Origin of the sequence: Streptomyces sp. NPDC096079, assembly GCF_040303145.1 — a bacterium.
Lineage (GTDB): Bacteria > Actinomycetota > Actinomycetes > Streptomycetales > Streptomycetaceae > Streptomyces.
This window is the reverse complement of record NZ_JBEOST010000003.1, coordinates 89076-106252: the sequence shown is the minus strand read 5'-3', so window position 1 is coordinate 106252 and position 17177 is coordinate 89076. Positions and strand designations below refer to the sequence as shown.

14 protein-coding genes and 1 tRNA gene are annotated in these 17177 nt (G+C 73.9%); 13 read left to right on the top strand and 2 right to left on the bottom strand.

All coding sequences use genetic code 11. From position 1 onward, the window contains the following. Positions 1-48: 48 nt before the first annotated feature. Positions 49-870 carry a glycerophosphodiester phosphodiesterase gene (locus tag ABTY59_RS07885; RefSeq protein ID WP_352018029.1) on the bottom strand — a complete coding sequence of 274 codons (822 nt, stop codon included), beginning with the start codon at positions 868-870 and terminating at the stop codon, positions 49-51. A gap of 198 nt (positions 871-1068) precedes the next feature. Between ABTY59_RS07885 and ABTY59_RS07880 the strand changes: the two genes are divergently transcribed. The 13 genes from ABTY59_RS07880 to ABTY59_RS07820 all read left to right on the top strand — a co-directional run bounded on the left by ABTY59_RS07880 (position 1069) and on the right by ABTY59_RS07820 (position 13320). After that, positions 1069-2577 (top strand): S1C family serine protease, encoded by a 1509-nt coding sequence (locus tag ABTY59_RS07880; protein WP_352018028.1) that lies wholly within the window; start codon positions 1069-1071, stop codon positions 2575-2577. 62 nt (positions 2578-2639) lie between these two features. Further along, positions 2640-2724 (top strand) — tRNA-Ser (locus ABTY59_RS07875). 145 nt (positions 2725-2869) lie between these two features. Continuing rightward, on the top strand, positions 2870-3061 hold the full coding sequence (locus ABTY59_RS07870; RefSeq protein ID WP_352018027.1) for an antitoxin: 192 nt from the start codon (positions 2870-2872) through the stop codon (positions 3059-3061). A gap of 125 nt (positions 3062-3186) precedes the next feature. Further along, positions 3187-3705, top strand: a complete 519-nt coding sequence (locus ABTY59_RS07865; RefSeq protein WP_352018026.1) for an O-acetyl-ADP-ribose deacetylase — start codon at positions 3187-3189, stop codon at positions 3703-3705. Between the two features lie 436 nt (positions 3706-4141). After that, positions 4142-4447, top strand: a complete 306-nt coding sequence (locus tag ABTY59_RS07860; protein WP_352018025.1) for a hypothetical protein — start codon at positions 4142-4144, stop codon at positions 4445-4447. A gap of 172 nt (positions 4448-4619) precedes the next feature. After that, on the top strand, positions 4620-5786 hold the full coding sequence (locus ABTY59_RS07855) for an acyl-CoA dehydrogenase family protein (RefSeq protein WP_352018024.1): 1167 nt from the start codon (positions 4620-4622) through the stop codon (positions 5784-5786). Then, on the top strand, positions 5783-6754 hold the full coding sequence (locus ABTY59_RS07850) for a bifunctional MaoC family dehydratase N-terminal/OB-fold nucleic acid binding domain-containing protein (RefSeq protein ID WP_352018023.1): 972 nt from the start codon (positions 5783-5785) through the stop codon (positions 6752-6754). The genes ABTY59_RS07855 and ABTY59_RS07850 overlap by 4 nt, the downstream gene beginning before the upstream one ends. A 1-nt stretch (position 6755) precedes the next feature. Beyond that, positions 6756-7823, top strand: coding sequence for an acyl-CoA dehydrogenase family protein (locus ABTY59_RS07845; RefSeq protein WP_352018022.1), 1068 nt, complete (start codon positions 6756-6758; stop codon positions 7821-7823). 14 nt (positions 7824-7837) lie between these two features. After that, positions 7838-8221, top strand: coding sequence for a MaoC family dehydratase (locus ABTY59_RS07840; protein ID WP_352018492.1), 384 nt, complete (start codon positions 7838-7840; stop codon positions 8219-8221). Then, entirely contained in the window at positions 8218-9384 is a 1167-nt protein-coding gene (locus ABTY59_RS07835; protein WP_352018021.1) for a lipid-transfer protein, read from the top strand. Before ABTY59_RS07840 ends, ABTY59_RS07835 begins: the two co-directional genes overlap by 4 nt. Before the next feature lie 52 nt (positions 9385-9436). Next, entirely contained in the window at positions 9437-10789 is a 1353-nt protein-coding gene (locus tag ABTY59_RS07830; RefSeq protein WP_352018020.1) for a DUF1906 domain-containing protein, read from the top strand. Between the two features lie 195 nt (positions 10790-10984). Further along, positions 10985-11530, top strand: a complete 546-nt coding sequence (locus ABTY59_RS07825; protein ID WP_352018019.1) for a SigE family RNA polymerase sigma factor — start codon at positions 10985-10987, stop codon at positions 11528-11530. 137 nt (positions 11531-11667) lie between these two features. After that, positions 11668-13320, top strand: a complete 1653-nt coding sequence (locus ABTY59_RS07820) for a long-chain fatty acid--CoA ligase (RefSeq protein WP_352018018.1) — start codon at positions 11668-11670, stop codon at positions 13318-13320. Between the two features lie 77 nt (positions 13321-13397). Here ABTY59_RS07820 and ABTY59_RS07815 read toward each other — a convergent pair whose 3' ends face one another. After that, the gene (locus ABTY59_RS07815; protein WP_352018017.1) at positions 13398-17090 is read right to left on the bottom strand and encodes a PAS domain-containing protein; all 3693 of its coding nucleotides are present in this window, start codon (positions 17088-17090) and stop codon (positions 13398-13400) included. Positions 17091-17177: the final 87 nt, after the last annotated feature.

The window sequence follows — 17177 nt, the reverse complement described above, 5'->3', positions numbered from 1 at the left end:
CCCCTTGTGGCACAAGGGAAAGGAGCGGCGGGAGAGGTGCCCCGCAGCTCAGGCGCGGCCCAGCTGGCCGAGCACCTGCTTCGGCCTGTTGGTGATGATCGCGTCCACCCCCAGGCGCTCGCAGAGCTCGACGTCCTCGGCCTCGTCCACGGTCCACACGTGGACCTGGTGCCCGGCCTTCTGGAGCCGCAGGATCACCGCAGGATGGTGCCGGACGATCCGGATCGACGGGCCCGCGATGCGCGCGCCCGCGGGGAGCCGTCCGTCGCGCAGCCGGGGCGAGACGAACTGGGCGAGCGAGACCGTGGGCAGGGTCGGCGCGGCGGCGGCGATCCGGTGCAGGGACCGGGCCGAGAAGCTCATGACGCGTACGGGGGAGTCGGCGGGGGACGCGGGCGCGTCCAGGCCGAAACGCTTGAGGAGCTGGAGCAGCCGCTCCTCGACCTGGCCCGCCCAGCGGGTGGGGTGCTTGGTCTCGATGGCCAGCTCGACCCGGCGCCCGGCGTCGGAGACCAGCTCCAGGAGCCGTTCCAGGGTGAGGACGGAGGTGGCGCCGGGGTCCTTCCAGTCGGGGCTCTCGCCGGAGTCGTCCCGCCCCTTCCAGGTGCCGAAGTCGAGGGCGGCGAGGTCGGCGAGTTCCAGGGCGGACACGGCTCCGCGGCCGTTCGACGTGCGGTCGACGCGCCGGTCGTGGACGCAGACCAGGTGGCCGTCGGCGGTGAGCCGGACGTCGCACTCCAGGGCGTCGGCGCCGTCCTCGATGGCCTTCACATAGGCCGCCAGGGTGTGTTCCGGTGCGTCCTCGGAGGCTCCGCGGTGGGCGACGACCTGGAGGGGGACGCGGTTCGGGTGCTGCCGTGCGTGAGTCACGGCGTCATGGTGCCATTGGCGGGGTGGCGCGGGCACCCCTGATGCTGTCCGTTCTGTCCGTATATAAAGGATGGAGTGCGAACGCACAGCTCCGCCTTACAGCGGCCTGACGTCCTGTGGGAAAAGCTGGTGCAGCACCCTGGAGCCCGTGAGGACCCCGACCACCCGACCCCGCGCAGTCAACGAGGAGAGCGAGCTGTGAGCACCGAGAACGAGGGCACGCCGGTTCCGGCGGACCCGGCTGCGCCGTCCGCCCCTCCGACGCCTCCCGTACCGCCGAAGGCCGGCGAGCCGGCGGGCGAGACGCCGGCCCCGCAGTCCCAGGAGACCTCCCCGGCTTCCCCCGCCGCCCCGTCCGGCGACGAGCCGACGGCGGTCCAGGCCCCGGTCCCGGCCGAGGCCCCCGCACCGACGGCCCCGACCGTCCAGGCCCCCGCCCCCGCACCGACGGCCCCGACCGTCCAGGCCCCCGCGCCGGAGGCGGTCGCGGCCGCCCCCGCCGGCGGCTGGCCGCCGCCCCCTCCGGCCGTCCCCGCGTGGGGCGCCCCGCAGCAGCCCGTACCGGCCGCTCCCCCCGCCCCGCGCAAGCGGACCGGCGGCCTCGTGGCGGCCGTCCTCATCGCCTCGCTCGTCGCGGGCGGCATCGGCGGCGGCATCGGCTACTGGGCGGCCGAGCGCGGCGACAACGGCTTCAGCTCGACCACGGTCTCCTCCGGCCAGGCCCCGGCCTCCTTCAAGCGGGACCCGGGGACGGTCGCGGCGGTCGCGGCGAAGGCCCTGCCGAGCGTCGTCACGATCCAGGCCCAGTCCGGCGGCGCCCAGGAGGGCGAGGGCGGCACGGGCACCGGCTTCGTCTACGACCAGGAAGGCCACATCGTCACCAACAACCACGTGGTGGCGTCGGCGGCGGACGGCGGCACGCTGTCCGTGACGTTCTCGGACGGCAAGACGTACGACGCGGAGGTCGTCGGCCGGGCCGAGGGCTACGACGTGGCGGTCCTGAAGCTGAAGGACGCCCCGAAGGGGCTGACGCCGCTGCCGCTCGGGGACTCCGACAAGGTGGCGGTCGGCGACTCGACGATCGCGATCGGCGCCCCGTTCGGCCTGTCGAACACGGTCACGACGGGCATCGTCAGCGCCAAGAACCGCCCGGTCGCCTCAGGCGACGGCTCCGGCGGCGGCAACTCGTACATGAGCGCGCTGCAGACGGACGCCTCGATCAACCCGGGCAACTCCGGCGGGCCGCTGCTCGACGCGAGCGGCGCGGTCATCGGCATCAACTCGGCCATCCAGTCGACCAGCGGCGGGTTCGGCCAGTCGCAGGCCGGCTCGATCGGCCTCGGCTTCGCGATCCCGGTCAACCAGGCGAAGAACGTGGCCCAGCAGCTGATCAAGACGGGCAAGCCGGTCTACCCGGTGATCGGCGCGACCGTGAGCATGAACCAGAAGGGCGAGGGCGCGACGATCGCGAGCCAGGGCTCCGGTGGCACGGCCTCGGTCACGCCCGGCGGCCCGGCGGCGAAGGCGGGCCTGAAGGGCGGCGACGTGATCACCGGCTTCGACGACCACCCGATCGACAGCGGCCCCACCCTGATCAGCGAGATCTGGACGCACAAGCCGGGCGACTCGGTGAAGATCACCTACGAGCGCGACGGCAAGACCGCCACGGCCACGGTCGTCCTCGGCGAACGCACGGGCGACAGCTGACCCGCCCCACCCCCGCAGCCGGTACGCTGTAGCCCGCTCCACCCCAGGTGGGCCGGGGCGAGGGTGGGTTGCCCGAGCGGCCTAAGGGAACGGTCTTGAAAACCGTCGTGGCGCGAGTCACCGTGGGTTCAAATCCCACACCCACCGCAGCGGATCGGCGTATGCGCTGGTCACCAGGGGTGCTCCTGACAAGGAGCACCCCTTTCGCGTGGACGCCCGGGCGGTCTGCGGATGCGGTTGTGGTGAGGGGCCTCGATGCTGGAAGGGCTGGAACAGCGGCTAGGAGGTCAGGATGTCTGTGATGGACAAGCTCAAGCAGATGCTGAAGGGCCACGAGGACAAGGCCTCTCAGGGCGTCGACAAGGCCGGCGACTTCGCCGACGAGAAGACGCAGGGCAAGTACCAGAGCCAGGTCGACACCGCCCAGGACAAGCTCAAGCAGCAGCTGGGCGACCAGGGTCAGGACCGCCCGCCGCAGCAGTGACACACGCGTCAGGAGGGGGTGCCCCGGGCCGTTCCGGGGCGCCCCCTCTTTTTCGGTTGCCCGGTGTGGGCCGGGCGGTTTGAATCCGGGACCGGATACGGAGGGCCGGAGGGAAGGCTGTTGTCGTGGTGCGCATCGTGCTGGTCCAGGGGGACATCACCGCCGAGGCGGCGGACGCGGTGGTGAACGCCGCGAACTCCTCGCTGCTCGGCGGCGGAGGGGTCGACGGCGCCATCCACCGGAAGGGCGGTCCCGAGATCCTCGCCGCGTGCCAGGACCTGCGCCGCTCGCACTACGGCAAGGGGCTGCCGACCGGGCGGGCCGTGGCGACCACGGCGGGGCGGCTGCCGGCGCGGCACGTGATCCACACGGTCGGACCGGTCTGGTCGCGGGACGAGGACCGCTCGGAGCTGCTGGCCTCCTGCTACCGCGAGTCGCTGCGGGTCGCGGACGAGTCGGGGGACCGCACGGTCGCCTTCCCCGCGATCTCGACCGGGATCTACGGCTGGCCGATGGCGGACGGCGCCCGGATCGCCGTGGAGACGGTACGGGCGGCCCGCACCGAAGTGGAGGAGGTCCGCTTCGTGCTCTTCGACGCGGCGGCGTACGGGGCTTTCGAGGAGGCCCTGCGAGAGGCCTCGTAGCCACCGGCCGCGCGTTTTCCGAACACTCTTCCGTCGTGGAATTCCCTGTGCGATTCCTCGGCGGTCGAGACGCGCCGTCGTGGCGTTCCGAGAGAAGGATGGGAGGAAAATCTGCCGGAACGCTTCCTCCCTTGCGGCGCACCGGTCGTGCTGTCCCCGGCCGCTGTCAGGGCCCCCTCCGCCCGCGTGAGCTGCGGGTTTCCTCATCCTGCCGGGGTTTATCGGCTTGTCCTCACGCTTGCGGGGGAATCGGTCGCTCCGGGGTGGTTCGCCGGGGATTCGGTGGGCAACTCTGGATTCGCGACGTCGAGCACAACAACCGAGGCGGTAGGCCGACTGCCTTGGGAATGGCCCTAGTTCATGGAAATTCCGTAGAGAAGTTCCACAGCGCAGTTCCGTGCAGAAGCATCAGCTTTGAGTTCCCGGAGGAACAGACATGGCAAGCATCCGTACCGCCCGCATCCTCGCCGCTGCCGCCGCCCTGCCCCTCGCCGCCGCGCTCTTCACCGGGGTGGCCCAGGCCGACAACGGCGGTTTCGCGGACGACGGATCGAACACGAGCGTCGCCTCGATCATCGGCAGCGGCGTCGGTGGGGACAACTTCGGCAACTCGACCACGACGCAGCAGGTGGCGACCGGTTCCGGTGCCTCCAACCAGAACAACACCGCGAGCGTGAACGGCTCCGCCTTCACGAGCATCGGCCAGTCCAACAACGTGGTCAACTTCCACCCGTGGTGGTGACCCCCGCACGGACACCGGCCCGACGGGGGGCGTGACCGTGGTGTGAACGACGGCCCGCGCGACGGTACTTCGGTATCGCCGCGCGGGCCGTCCCGCTTTCCCGCGGCTTGACACCGGACCGGAATCTGACGGACAGTCAGAAACCTCAGTCGTCCCACGGGAGGCCGTCGCCGTGCACCTCGCCCCGACCGAGCGGCAGCTACGGCTGCGCGCCGAACTCCGCGCGTACTTCCGGAAGCTGATGCCCGACGGGCCGCCCGCCGCCGGCGACCGTGCCGCCCAGCGGCGGCTGCTCCGGCGGATCGGGGCGGACGGGCTTCTCGGCCTCGGCTGGCCCGAGGAGTACGGGGGGCAGGGCCGCGGGCCCGACGAGCAGTTCGTCTTCTTCGACGAGGCGTACCGCGCGGGCGCCCCCGTCTCGATGGTCACCCTCAACACCGTCGGACCCACGCTCATGGCGTACGGGACCGAGGAACAGAAGGCCACCTTCCTGCCCGGCATCCTGCGCGGCGAGACCGTCTTCGCCATCGGCTACAGCGAGCCCGAGGCGGGCACGGACCTCGCCTCCCTGCGCACCCGGGCCGTACGGGACGGGGACTCCTGGGTGATCGACGGACAGAAGATCTTCACCTCCAACGCGCAGAACGCCGACTGGATCTGGCTCGCCTGCCGCACCGACCCCGACGCGGCGCCGCACCGGGGCATCTCCATCCTCCTCGTCCCCACCGCCTCCCCCGGCTTCTCCTGGACGCCGATCGAGACCGTGGGCGGGCTGACCACGACCGCCACCTACTACGACGGCGTACGGGTCCCCGCGGAGCACCTCGTCGGACCCGAGCACGGCGGTTGGGGCCTCATCACCAGCCAGCTCAACCACGAGCGGGTCGCCCTGGCCGCGATCGGCATGCAGGCCGAGGACTTCTTCGCGGCCGTCCTCGACCGGGCGCGTACCCCCGATCCGGTGACGGGCAGGCGCCGCATTGACGAGCCGTGGGTACGGATCCGGGCCGCCGAAGCGCACGCCCGCCTGGCCGCGACACGCCTGCTGAACTGGCGTCTGGTGGGGGACGTGGGGGCCGGCCGGCTGGCCCCGGGGGACGCGAGCGGCGTGAAGTTCGCGGGAACCGAATCGGCGGTGGAGGTGTATCGAATATGTCAGGAGATCGCGGGCGGGCCGGGGACGGTGCGAGGCGGATCGCCGGGGGAGGTCGACGGCGGTGAGCTGGAGCGCATGAACCGGGCCGCGCAGATCAACACCTTCGGGGGAGGGGTGAGCGAGGTGCAGCGCGAGATCGTCGCGAGGATGCGGCTCGGCATGAAGGCGAGGGGCCGTCGATGAGCGGTACGGAGCGGTCGGACGGGGGCGGGAGGGAGCGTGCCGCCGCGGCCCGTACGGAACCGGCGGACGCGCTGTACGAGCGGCTGGTGGCCTTCGAGGGGCGGCCCGCCGCCACCGCGGGGACCGGCAAGGACCCGGTCAACCTGCCCATGATCAGGCACTGGTGCGAGGCCATGGGGGACACCCACCCCGCCTACGAGGGACCCGACGCCGTCGCGCCCCCCACGATGCTCCAGGCCTGGACGATGGGCGGTCTCTCCGGGCACACGGACCGGTCGTCCGCGTACGAGGAGCTGTTCGCCCTCCTCGACGGAGCGGGGTACACCTCGGTCGTCGCGACCGACTGCGAGCAGGAGTACCTGCGGCCGCTCCGCCCCGGGCAGCGGATCGGCTTCGACACCGTCATCGAGTCCGTGTCGGAGCGCAAGACCACCAAGCTGGGCACCGGGCACTTCGTGACCACGCGGACCGACGTCCGGGCGGACGGCGAGCTCGCGGGCACCCACCGCTTCCGCATCCTCAAGTACGCGCCCGCGGCCCGGAAGGCGGAGCCGCCGAAGCCCGCGGCCCGGCGGCCGCGGCCCGTCGTCAACCGGGACAACGCCGGCTTCTGGGAGGGTGTGGCCGCCCACCGGCTGCTGATCCAGCGCTGCCGCGACTGCGCGACCCCGCGCTTCCCCTGGCTGCCGGGCTGCGCCGACTGCGGCTCGCGGGAGTGGGACGCGGTCGAGGCGGCCGGCACCGGGACGGTCTTCTCGTACGTGGTGATGCACCACCCGTCCTTCCCGGCCTTCGAGCCCCCCTACGCGGTCGGACTGATCGAACTCGCCGAGGGGGTCCGGATGATCAGCAACGTGGTGGGGGTGCCGTACGACAAGGTGCGGATCGGGATGCCGGTGCGGCTGGAGTTCCTGCGGGTCGACGAGGAGCTGGAGCTTCCCGTCTTCCGCGCGGGAGGGGAGGACTGACATGGACTTCACCCCCACCGAGGAGCAGGAGGCCGCCCGGGAGCTGGCCGGGCGGATCTTCGCCGACCTCGCCACCCACGAGCGGCTCCGGGCCGCGGGGACCGGCACGGACACCGAACTGTGGAAGGCGCTCTGCGCCGCCGGACTGCCGGGCGCGGTCGAGGAGACCGGTCTGCTCGGTCTCGTCCTGCTCCTGGAGGAGCAGGGCCTCAGGACGGCACAGGTGCCGTTCGCCGCGAGCTGTGTGTACGGGATCCTCGCCGTCGCCCGGCACGGCACGGACGAGCAGCGCGCCCGCCTCCTCCCCGGGCTCCGGGACGGTACGACGGTGGTGACGGGCGCGCTCCCGGCACCGGGCACGATCGGCTCGCGCGGCGGCGAGCGGCTCAGCGGGGTCGTGGAGTGGGTGCCGTGGCTCAGGGACGCCACCCATGTGCTCGTGCCGGACGAGGACCGCGCCCTGTGGCTGGTCCGCACCGAGGACGCGGCCGCCGTCGAGGCCGTCGAGCTCACCGCGCCCTGGGCCGCCGCCCGGCTCGTCCTCGACGGGACGCCCGCCGAGCGGCTCGGGGCCCCGCCCGGCGCCGACGGGCCGGGTCGGGCCATCGCTCCCGGTGCGTACGACGACGTGCTCGCCGCCGCGCGGATCGCCTTCGCCGGGCTTCAGGCCGGGGTGTGCGCCGGGTCCCTCGCCCGCGCCGTGGAGTACACGTCGATACGGGAGCAGTTCGGGCGCCCGCTCTCGACCCACCAGGCGGTGCAACTGAGGGCCGCCGACGCCCACATGGACACCGAGGCCATCCGGGTCACCGCCTACGAGGCCGCCTGGCGGTTCGACGAGGGTCTCGACGCGGGCGGGCCGGCGCTCACCGCCGCCTGGTGGGCCTCCGAGGCGGGCAAACGGGTCGTGCACGCAGGGCAGCACCTGCACGGAGGCATGGGCGCCGACCTCGACCACCCCGTCCACCGGCACTTCCTGTGGGGCCGGCAGCTCGACGCCTACCTGGGCTGCGGCACCGAACTCCTCGCCGAACTCGGCGATCTGCTCGCGAAGGGAACCCCGTCATGACCGCCATGACCCCCATGAAGCCCGGAGACGAGCTGCCGCCGCTGCGGATCCCGATCACCCGCACCCTGATCGTCGCCGGGGCCATCGCCTCCCGTGACTACCAGGACGTGCACCACGACGCCGAACTGGCGCGGGAGAAGGGCTCCCCGGACGTCTTCATGAACATCCTCACGACCAACGGGCTCGTCGGCCGGTACATCACCGACCACTTCGGCCCCCGGGCCGTCCTGCGCCGGGTCGCGATCCGGCTCGGCGCCCCCAACTACCCCGGCGACACCATGGTCCTGACCGGCACGGTCACCGAGGTGGACGGCGCCACGGCGAGCGTCCGGGTGATCGGCGCCAACGGGCTCGGACACCACGTCACCGGCACGGTCACCGTGGAGGTGACGCCATGAGCGTCCGCACCAGGGACACGCTCGGCGGGCGTGCGGCCGTCGTGGGGATCGGGGCGACCGAGTTCTCCAAGGACTCGGGCCGCAGCGAACTCTCCCTCGCCGTCGAGGCCGTGCGCGCCGCCCTCGACGACGCCGGGCTCACCCCCGCCGACGTCGACGGCATGGTCACGTTCACCATGGACACCAACCCCGAGATCACCGTCGCCCAGGCGTCCGGCATCGGCGAGCTGTCGTTCTTCTCCCGCGTGCACTACGGGGGCGGTGCCGCCTGCGCCACCGTGCAGCAGGCCGCCCTCGCCGTCGCCTCGGGGGTCGCCGAGGTCGTCGTCTGCTACCGGGCGTTCAACGAGCGCTCCGGGCGCCGCTTCGGCTCGGGGGTCCAGCAGCGCGAGCCCTCCGCCGAGGGCGCCGCGCTCGGCTGGCAGCTGCCCTTCGGGCTGCTCACCCCGGCCTCCTGGGTCGCCATGGCGGCACAGCGGTACCTGCACACGTACGGTCTGACGCCGGACGCCTTCGGCCACGTCGCCGTCACCGACCGGCGTCACGCGGCCCGCAACCCCGCCGCGTACTTCCACGGGAAGCCCATCACCCTCGCCGACCACGCCGCCTCGCGCTGGATCGTCGAGCCGCTCAGACTCCTCGACTGCTGCCAGGAGACCGACGGCGGCCAGGCGATCGTCGTCACCTCCGTCGAGCGTGCCCGCGACCTGCCGCGCCCGCCCGCCGTGATCCTCGCGGCGGCCCAGGGCGCCGGCCGCAAGCAGGAGGCCATGACCAGCTTCTACCGGGACGACCTGACCGGGCTCCCGGAGATGGGCGTGGTGGCCCGGCAGCTCTGGCGGACGTCCGGACTGGCGCCCTCCGACATCGACGTGGGCATCCTCTACGACCACTTCACCCCGTTCGTGCTGATGCAGCTGGAGGAGTTCGGCTTCTGCGGACCGGGGGAGGCGGCCGATTTCGTCGCGGCCGACGCGCTTGCGCTGAACACCCACGGGGGGCAGCTCGGCGAGGCGTACCTGCACGGCATGAACGGCATCGCGGAGGCCGTCCGGCAGATCCGGGGCACCTCGGTGAACCAGATACCCGGCGCGGCCCGGACCTTGGTCACGGCGGGCACGGGGGTTCCCACGTCCGGGTTGATCCTGGGCACGGACGGCTGAGGCGACGGCCTGAGCGGTGGCCGGTCGGGGCGGGTGGATCTTCACTCGCGCCATGAGCACTCGTAGGTCGCCCGCATCCGAAGCCGCCCCCGCGTACGTCCCGGCCCCGCCCTCGGTCCCCGTCCGCCCCTGCACCGCGCCGCCTCCCGGGGCGCGGACCGTGGCCGCCGCCGTGCTGGTGGTGCTGGCCGGCGCGGCCCTCCTGAACGCCCCACCTCCGACGACCAGGTCCGACCGCCCCTCGACCGCCAGGGCCGCCACGACCGCCACCACGACCACCGCCGCCGCCACGACCGCCACCACGACCGCCGCCACCACGACCGCCGCCACCACGACCGCCGCCACGACGGCGTCCGCCGCGACCGCCTCCGTCAGGGCCGCGACCACCACCGGCTCCGTCCGGGCCACCACCATGACCGCCACCTCGATCAGGGCGGGTTCCCCCTCGGGGAGGGCCGCCACGACCGGGGCCACCGAATCCGGCCCCGGCACGCCCGCCCCCGGCGCCCCCGCGCCCGCACCCGGACCCGGACGCGCTCCCGGCGCCCCGGCGCCCGCACCCGGTGCCCCGCTCGCGGCGCCCCCGCTCGCGGCGCCCGTGCTCGCGGCGCCCGCGCTCGCGGCGCCCGTGCTCTTCGCCGGGAAGGCGTTCGACACCTGTGAGGCGCCGTCCCTCACGGTGATGAAGGCCTGGCGGGGGTCGCCGTACGGGGCCGTCGGGATCTACTTCGGGGGGCGGGGGCGCGGCTGCCCCGTCCAGAAGGAGCTCACGCCCGCCTGGGTCGCCTCCGCGCACTCCATGGGCTGGCGGCTGCTGCCGCTGTTCGTCGGCTCCCAGGCACCGTGCGTGGACTCGCTCGCCAAGCGGAAGTACGCCATCGGCAGCGCTCCCGTGACCCAGGGCACCAAGGAGGGCGGCGACGCGGTGAAGGCGGCGAAGGCGCTGGGGATCGGCACGAGCAGCCCGCTCTACCTCGACATCGAGGCGTACCGGCGGGACGACGCGAGCTGCGCCGCGACCACCCTCGCGTTCGTCCGTGCCTGGAACCGGGAGGTGCGGCGGCTGGGCTATGTGCCCGGTTTCTACAGCAGCGTGGACACGGGGGTGCGGGACATGGAGGCGCAGCGGCGGGCGGGGACGAAGGACCTGCCGGAGGTGATGTGGTTCGCGCGCTGGCGGGGGACGCCTGCGCTGCTCACCGAGTCGGTGCTGCATCCGGACGCCTGGACGCCGCACGCCCGGATCCACCAGTACGCGGGGAACGTCACGGAGACGTACGGCGGGCGTACCCTCGCGATCGACCGCAACGCGATCGACGCGCCCGTCGCGCGGGTCACCGCCCCGGCCCGGTCCACGGCACGGGTCCCGGTCCCCCTGACGTTCGTCGACTCGAGCCGCCCCTGAGCCCCGCCCGTCACCCGGGCCGCGCCGTGCGACGGGCCCCGGCGCCCCTCGCCCGCGCGCTCCGACCCTGAGCCGGGTGGAGACAGCCTCCACCCAGAGGAGGTGAGGGCATCCCCACCCCTACAACCTGAGGCGGACGGCGGGTCGGGACCTGGGGCCGATCCGCCGGGTGCCGCGCGCTCCTAGCGTGGAGTCATGACTCCGCCACCCTCTGGCCCCGTCTGCGCCGGTGCCTCGCAGTACGCGTCGTACCCGACCTTCACCTCGTACGTACGGGCGCGTGGGCCCGTGCTCCTGCGCACCGCGCGCTCCCTCACCGCCAACCCCTCGGACGCGGAGGACCTCCTCCAGACCGCGCTCGCCAAGACCTTCGTGGCCTGGGAGCGCATCGAGGACCACCGGGCGCTGGACGGCTACGTCCGCCGCGCGCTGCTGAACACCCGTACGTCGCAGTGGCGCAAGCGCAAGGTCGACGAGTTCGTGTGCGAGGAGCTGCCCGAGCCCGTCGGCCTCCCGGAGCCGGACCCGGCCGAGCGGCAGGTGCTGCACGACGCGATGTGGCGGGCGGTCCTGAAGCTGCCGGAGCGGCAGCGCCAGATGGTGGTCCTGCGGTACTACGAGGACCTCAGCGAGGCCCAGACGGCCGAAGTGCTCGGGGTGTCGGTCGGTACGGTCAAGAGCGCGGTGTCCCGGGCGCTCGGCAAGCTCCGCGAGGACCCGGAGCTGACGCCCGTGCGGTAGGAGCGGGCGAGGCCCTGGCGGCTCCCGCCAGTAATCACTGGCAATTTCCGTACTCTCGGGTAGTGACATACCGCGCGGTACGTGCGCAGAATCTCCACACCCCTTCTGCCACGTAGCGCCCACCGGGAGGACGCCCCGTGTACAGCACCATGCAGGACGTACAACTGACCGTGAGCCGCATCCTCCAGCACGGGATGACGATCCACGGGAAGTCCACCATCACCACCTGGACGGGCGAGCCCGAGCCGCAGCGCCGCACGTTCGCGGAGGCCGGAACGCGCGCGCACCAGCTGGCCCATGCCCTGCGCGACGAACTCGGCGTCACCGGCGACCAGCGCGTCGCCACCCTCATGTGGAACAACTCGGAGCACGTCGAGGCGTACTTCGCGATCCCCTCCATGGGCGCGGTGCTCCACACCCTCAACCTCCGTCTGCCGCCCGAGCAGCTGGTGTGGATCGTCAACCACGCCGCCGACCGGGTCGTCCTCGTCAACGGCTCGCTGCTCCCGCTCCTGGCCCCGCTGCTCCCGCACCTGCCGACGGTCGAGCACGTCGTCGTCGCGGGCCCGGGCGACCGCTCCCTCCTGGACGGCGCGGCCCCGCGCGTCCACGAGTACGAGGAGCTGATCGCCGGCCGCCCGACCGCGTACGCCTGGCCCGAGCTGGACGAGCGCTCGGCCGCCGCCATGTGCTACACCTCCGGCACCACGGGGGACCCCAAGGGCGTCGTGTACTCGCACCGTTCGATCTACCTGCACTCCATGCAGGTGAACATGGCCGAGTCGATGGGCCTGACCGACAAGGACACGACCCTGGTCGTCGTCCCGCAGTTCCACGTCAACGCCTGGGGCCTGCCGCACGCCACCTTCATGACCGGCATCAACATGCTCATGCCGGACCGTTTCCTCCAGCCGGCCCCGCTCGCCGAGATGATCGAGCGCGAGCGGCCGAGCCACGCGGCGGCCGTCCCCACCATCTGGCAGGGCCTGCTCGCCGAGGTCACCGCGAACCCCCGCGACCTCTCCTCGATGGCCCAGGTCACCATCGGCGGAGCCGCCTGTCCGCCCTCCCTCATGGAGGCGTACGACCGGCTCGGCGTCCGCCTCTGCCACGCCTGGGGCATGACCGAGACCTCCCCGCTGGGCACCATGGCCCACCCGCCGCACGGCCTCACCTCCGAGGAGGAGTGGCCCTACCGCGTCACCCAGGGCCGCTTCCCGGCCGGCGTCGAGGCCCGGCTGGTCGGCCCCGGCGGCGAACACCTGCCCTGGGACGGCGAGTCGGCCGGCGAGCTCGAAGTGCGCGGCACCTGGATCGCGGGCTCGTACTTCGGCGGCATCGACGCCGAGGAGATCCGGCCCGCCGACAAGTTCAGCGAGGACGGCTGGCTCAAGACCGGCGACGTCGGCGTGATCAGCCCCGACGGCTTCCTCACCCTCACCGACCGGGCCAAGGACGTCATCAAGTCCGGCGGCGAGTGGATCTCCAGCGTCGAGCTGGAGAACGCCCTCATGGCACACCCGGAGGTCGCCGAGGCGGCCGTCGTCGCGGTGCCGGACGAGAAGTGGGGCGAGCGTCCGCTCGCGACCGTGGTCCTCAAGGACGGCGCGACGGCGGACTACGCGATGCTGAAGGCCTTCCTCGCCGACGAGGGCGGCATCGCGAAGTGGCAGCTGCCGGAGCGGTGGGCGATCGTGCCGGCGGTGCCGAAGACGAGCGTCGGCAAGTTCGACAAGAAGGTCATCCGCAGGCAGTACGCGGAGGGCGAGCTGGACGTGACCCAGCTCTAGGGCTCTCCGGACGGGCACCGGCACGGACGGGAACGGGGAGGGCCGAGGCCCTCCCCGTTCCCGTCCGTGCCGGTGCCCTAGTTGGTGCCGATCTTCGCGAGCAGGTCGACGATCCGCGCCTGGACCTCGGCGCTGTTCGACCGCTCGGCGAGGAACAGGACCGTCTCGCCGGAGTCGAGCTTCGGCAGCTCCTCCTCGACGAGGTCCGCGGAGGTGTAGACGACGAGCGGCGTGCGGTTCAACTGCCCGTTCGCGCGCAGCCAGTCGATGATCCCGGCCCGGCGGCGGCGCACCTGCATCAGGTCCATCACCACCAGGTTCGGCCGGGTCTGGGTGGCCAGCGTGACCGCCTCGGTGTCCGTGGCGGCCCGCGCGACCTGCATCCCGCGCCGCTCCAGGGTGGCCGCGAGCGCGTCGGCGATCGACTCGTGCTCCTCGATCAGCAGGACCCGGGACGGGTGCTGCTCGCTGTCGCGGGGCGCCAGCGCCTTGAGGAGTACGGCCGGATCGGCGCCGTACGCCGCCTCCCGGGTCGCCTGCCCGAGCCCGGCCGCGAGCAGCACCGGCACCTCGGCGGCGACGGCGGCCTGACGCAGCGACTGGAGCGCGGTGCGGGTGATGGGACCGGTGAGCGGGTCGACGAAGAGCGCGGCGGGGAAGGCGGCGATCTGCGCGTCGACCTCCTCGCGGGAGTGCACGATCACCGGCCGGTAGCCGCGGTCGCTCAGCGCCTGCTGGGTGGAGACGTCGGGCGCGGGCCAGACGAGCAGCCGGCGGGGGTTGTCGAGGGGCTCGGGGGGCAGCTCGTCGTCGACGGGGCGCGGGGCGGGCCGGTTGGCGACCTCGACCGCGCCGCCGGGGCCGTCGAGCGGCTCGGGCCCCTCGGCGGAGCCTTCGGCGGGCGCTCCTATGGCGTACGCGCGGCCCTCGGCCGGGGTGTCGTGCGGCGAGGGAGCCGGTGCCGTCGGCTGCGGGTGCGGCCTGGCCTCGGGCGCGGGCAGCGCGGCCGGGACCGGCGGGTCGATCTCGGGCGGGGTGGCGAGCCTGCGCCGCCGCCCCGAGCCGTTGGAGGGCGCGGCGGAGGTGCCGGGCGCGACCGGACCGGCCGGCGGGACGAACGGGACGCCCTGCCCGAGCGTGCGGACGCTGAACGCCCGCCCCTGGGTCGAGTCCTTCGACACGGTCGCCGGCATCGGCAGCTCGGGCGGCAGCGGTACGGAACCGGTGCCGGTCCCGGCGGGCTTCCGGGACTCGGGCTGAAGCGCGGGCTCCGGCTGCGGGACCGTAACGGCCCGGCGCCGCCCGGTCGGCTCGACGGCCACGCCTTCGGCCTGCGGGTGCGGCTGCGGCGGCGCGTGGTCGCTGCCGGGGACGCCGCGTACGGCCTCGTGCTGTCCCTCGTCCGAGACGGGCAGCGGGGTCGCGGGAGCGGCCGCCGGGAGGACCGGTTCGGCGTCGCGGTCGGCTTCGGCGGGCGGCAGCGCGAACGGGGTGCGGGGCCCGGCCTCGGCGGCGGCGGCCCGCTCCTGCGCGGCGGCCAGCGCGCGCCGACGACGCCCGCTGGGCTGTGCCGGAGCCTCCTCGGGGGCGGACGGCGCGACGGCGGACGAGGCGACGGCGGGCAGCGCGAGGGCCTGCGCGGGGGCCCCGGAGGGCTCGACGGCCACGCCCTGCGGCGGTACGGCGGCGCCGAGCGCCGCACGTCCCTGGGCGCCCTCGGCGGCGGTCACCACGGAGCCCTCGGCGGGCCTGCCGCGACGGCGCCCGGTGGGCTCCACGGCGACGGGCGCGGGAGTCGGCGCCGGGACGGGGGCGGGCACGCCGGACGGCACCGGGCGCGCGGCGTCCACGGCCGCGTTCTGCTGGGCGGGGATCAGCTCGGCGGGACCGGCGGACTCTCCCGTACGGGCACGGCGGCGGCCACTGGGCTCGGTGGCCTCGGGCGCGACCGCGCTCTCCAGGAAGGCGTCGGTGGAGCCGCGCCGGGCCCGCCGCCGCCCGGAACCGGAGGCCTCGACACCCGCATCGGCGACGGGAACGGGCCCGGAGACCGAAGCGGGAACGGGCCCGGAAGCCAGACCGGGCGCGGACCCCGTACCGGAACCGGTGCTGGATCCCGCACCGGAACCCGGGTCCGCTCCGGCGGCCGGTCCCGAAGCCTGCGCGGGCAGGGCGAGGGCCTCGCGGCCGCCACCCGAGGGAGCACGGTCCGGAGCGGGGACCGTGCCCCGTCCCGCGCCGACCGGCACCTCGAGCACATAGGCACCGCCGCTCGTCCCCGGCACCTCGTGGGTCTGCACGACGCCGCCGTGCGCCGCCACGATGCCGCGCACGACGGGCCCGTGCACCGGGTCGCCGCCCGCGTACGGACCGCGGACCTCGATGCGTACGACATCACCGCGCTGCGCGGCCGCCACGACGATCGTGGAATCGCTCGGGGTCCGCTCGGCCTTGCTCTTGCCGGTCGCGTCGACGCCGGCGACGTCCGCGACGAGGTGCGCGAGCGCGGTCGTCAGCCGGGCCGCGTCCACCTCGGCCTCGATCGGCGGGGCGTGCACGGCGAACTGGGCGCGGCCGGGACCGATCAGCTCCACGGCGCCGTCGATGCCGCCGGACACGACCCCGTCGAGCAGCACCACGGCCTTGTCGAGCTTCTCGGCGCCCGCGTCGAGACGCTGGTAGCCGAGGACGTTGTCGACGAGGGCCGTCATCCGGGCGTACCCGGCGGCCAGGTGGTGCAGGACCTGGTTGGCCTCGGGCCACAGCTGCCCGGCGTCGTCGGCGGCGAGGGTGCCCAGCTGGGTGCGCAGCTCGTCCAGGGGCCCGCGCAGCGACTCGGCGAGGACGGCGGTCAGCTGCTCGTGGCGGGCGGCGAGGGAGGCGTACTTCTCCGCCTGCGCCTCGCGCTCCGCCGCGTGCCGCTCGGCGCGGTCGGCGAGCTCGGCGGCGTGCTCCTCGACGAGCTGCTCGTACGGCCTGCGGTCGGTGAAGGTCATCACGGCGCCGACGAGCTGGTCCCCGTCCCGCACCGGAGCGGTCGTCAGGTCGACCGGCACCCGGTCGCCCTTCTTCGCCCACAGGACCTGTCCGCGGACCCGGTGCTTGCGGCCGGACTTGAGGGTGTCCGCGAGGGGGGACTCCTCGTACGGGAAGGGCTCGCCGTCGGCCCGCTTGGCGAGGATCAGCGGGTGCAGCTCCTGGCCGCCGAGCTCCCCGGCGCGGTAGCCGAGGATCTGCGCGGCGGCGGGGTTCACGAGGACGACGCGGCCGTCCGTGTCGGTGCCGACGACGCCCTCGGAGGCGGCGCGCAGGATCATCTCGGTCTGCCGCTGCGAGCGGGCGAGTTCGGCCTCGGTGTCGAGGGTCCCGGTGAGGTCCCGCACGACGAGCATGAGCAGCTCGTCGCCGGTGTAGCCGCCGTACGAGTCGTAGGCCTCGCGGCCGTCCTCCAGGCTGGCGCTGGTCACCTCGACGGCGAACTCGCTGCCGTCGGTGCGGCGGGCGATCATCCGCGCGGGCTTGGTGCGGCCCCGCTCGTCGGTGCCCTCGGGGCGGCGCATGGAGCCGGGGATGAGGCGCGAGTCGAAGCCGGGCAGCAGGTCGAGCAGTCCGCGCCCGACGAGCGCGGTGCCGGGCGTCTCGAACATGCCGAGGGCGATGGTGTTGGCGTTGACGACCGTGCCGTTGCAGTTGACGAGCACGAGGCCGTCGGGGAGGGCGTCGAGTATGGCTGCGAGGCGAGCAGCGCCTCGGGATGGCCTGCTGCTCACGACGACGCTTCCTCCCTGACGCACTGCACGTGCTCGCCCTATCGGCCGGCCGGCCCCATCTTGCCCCTCGGGCCGCAGCCTGTCACT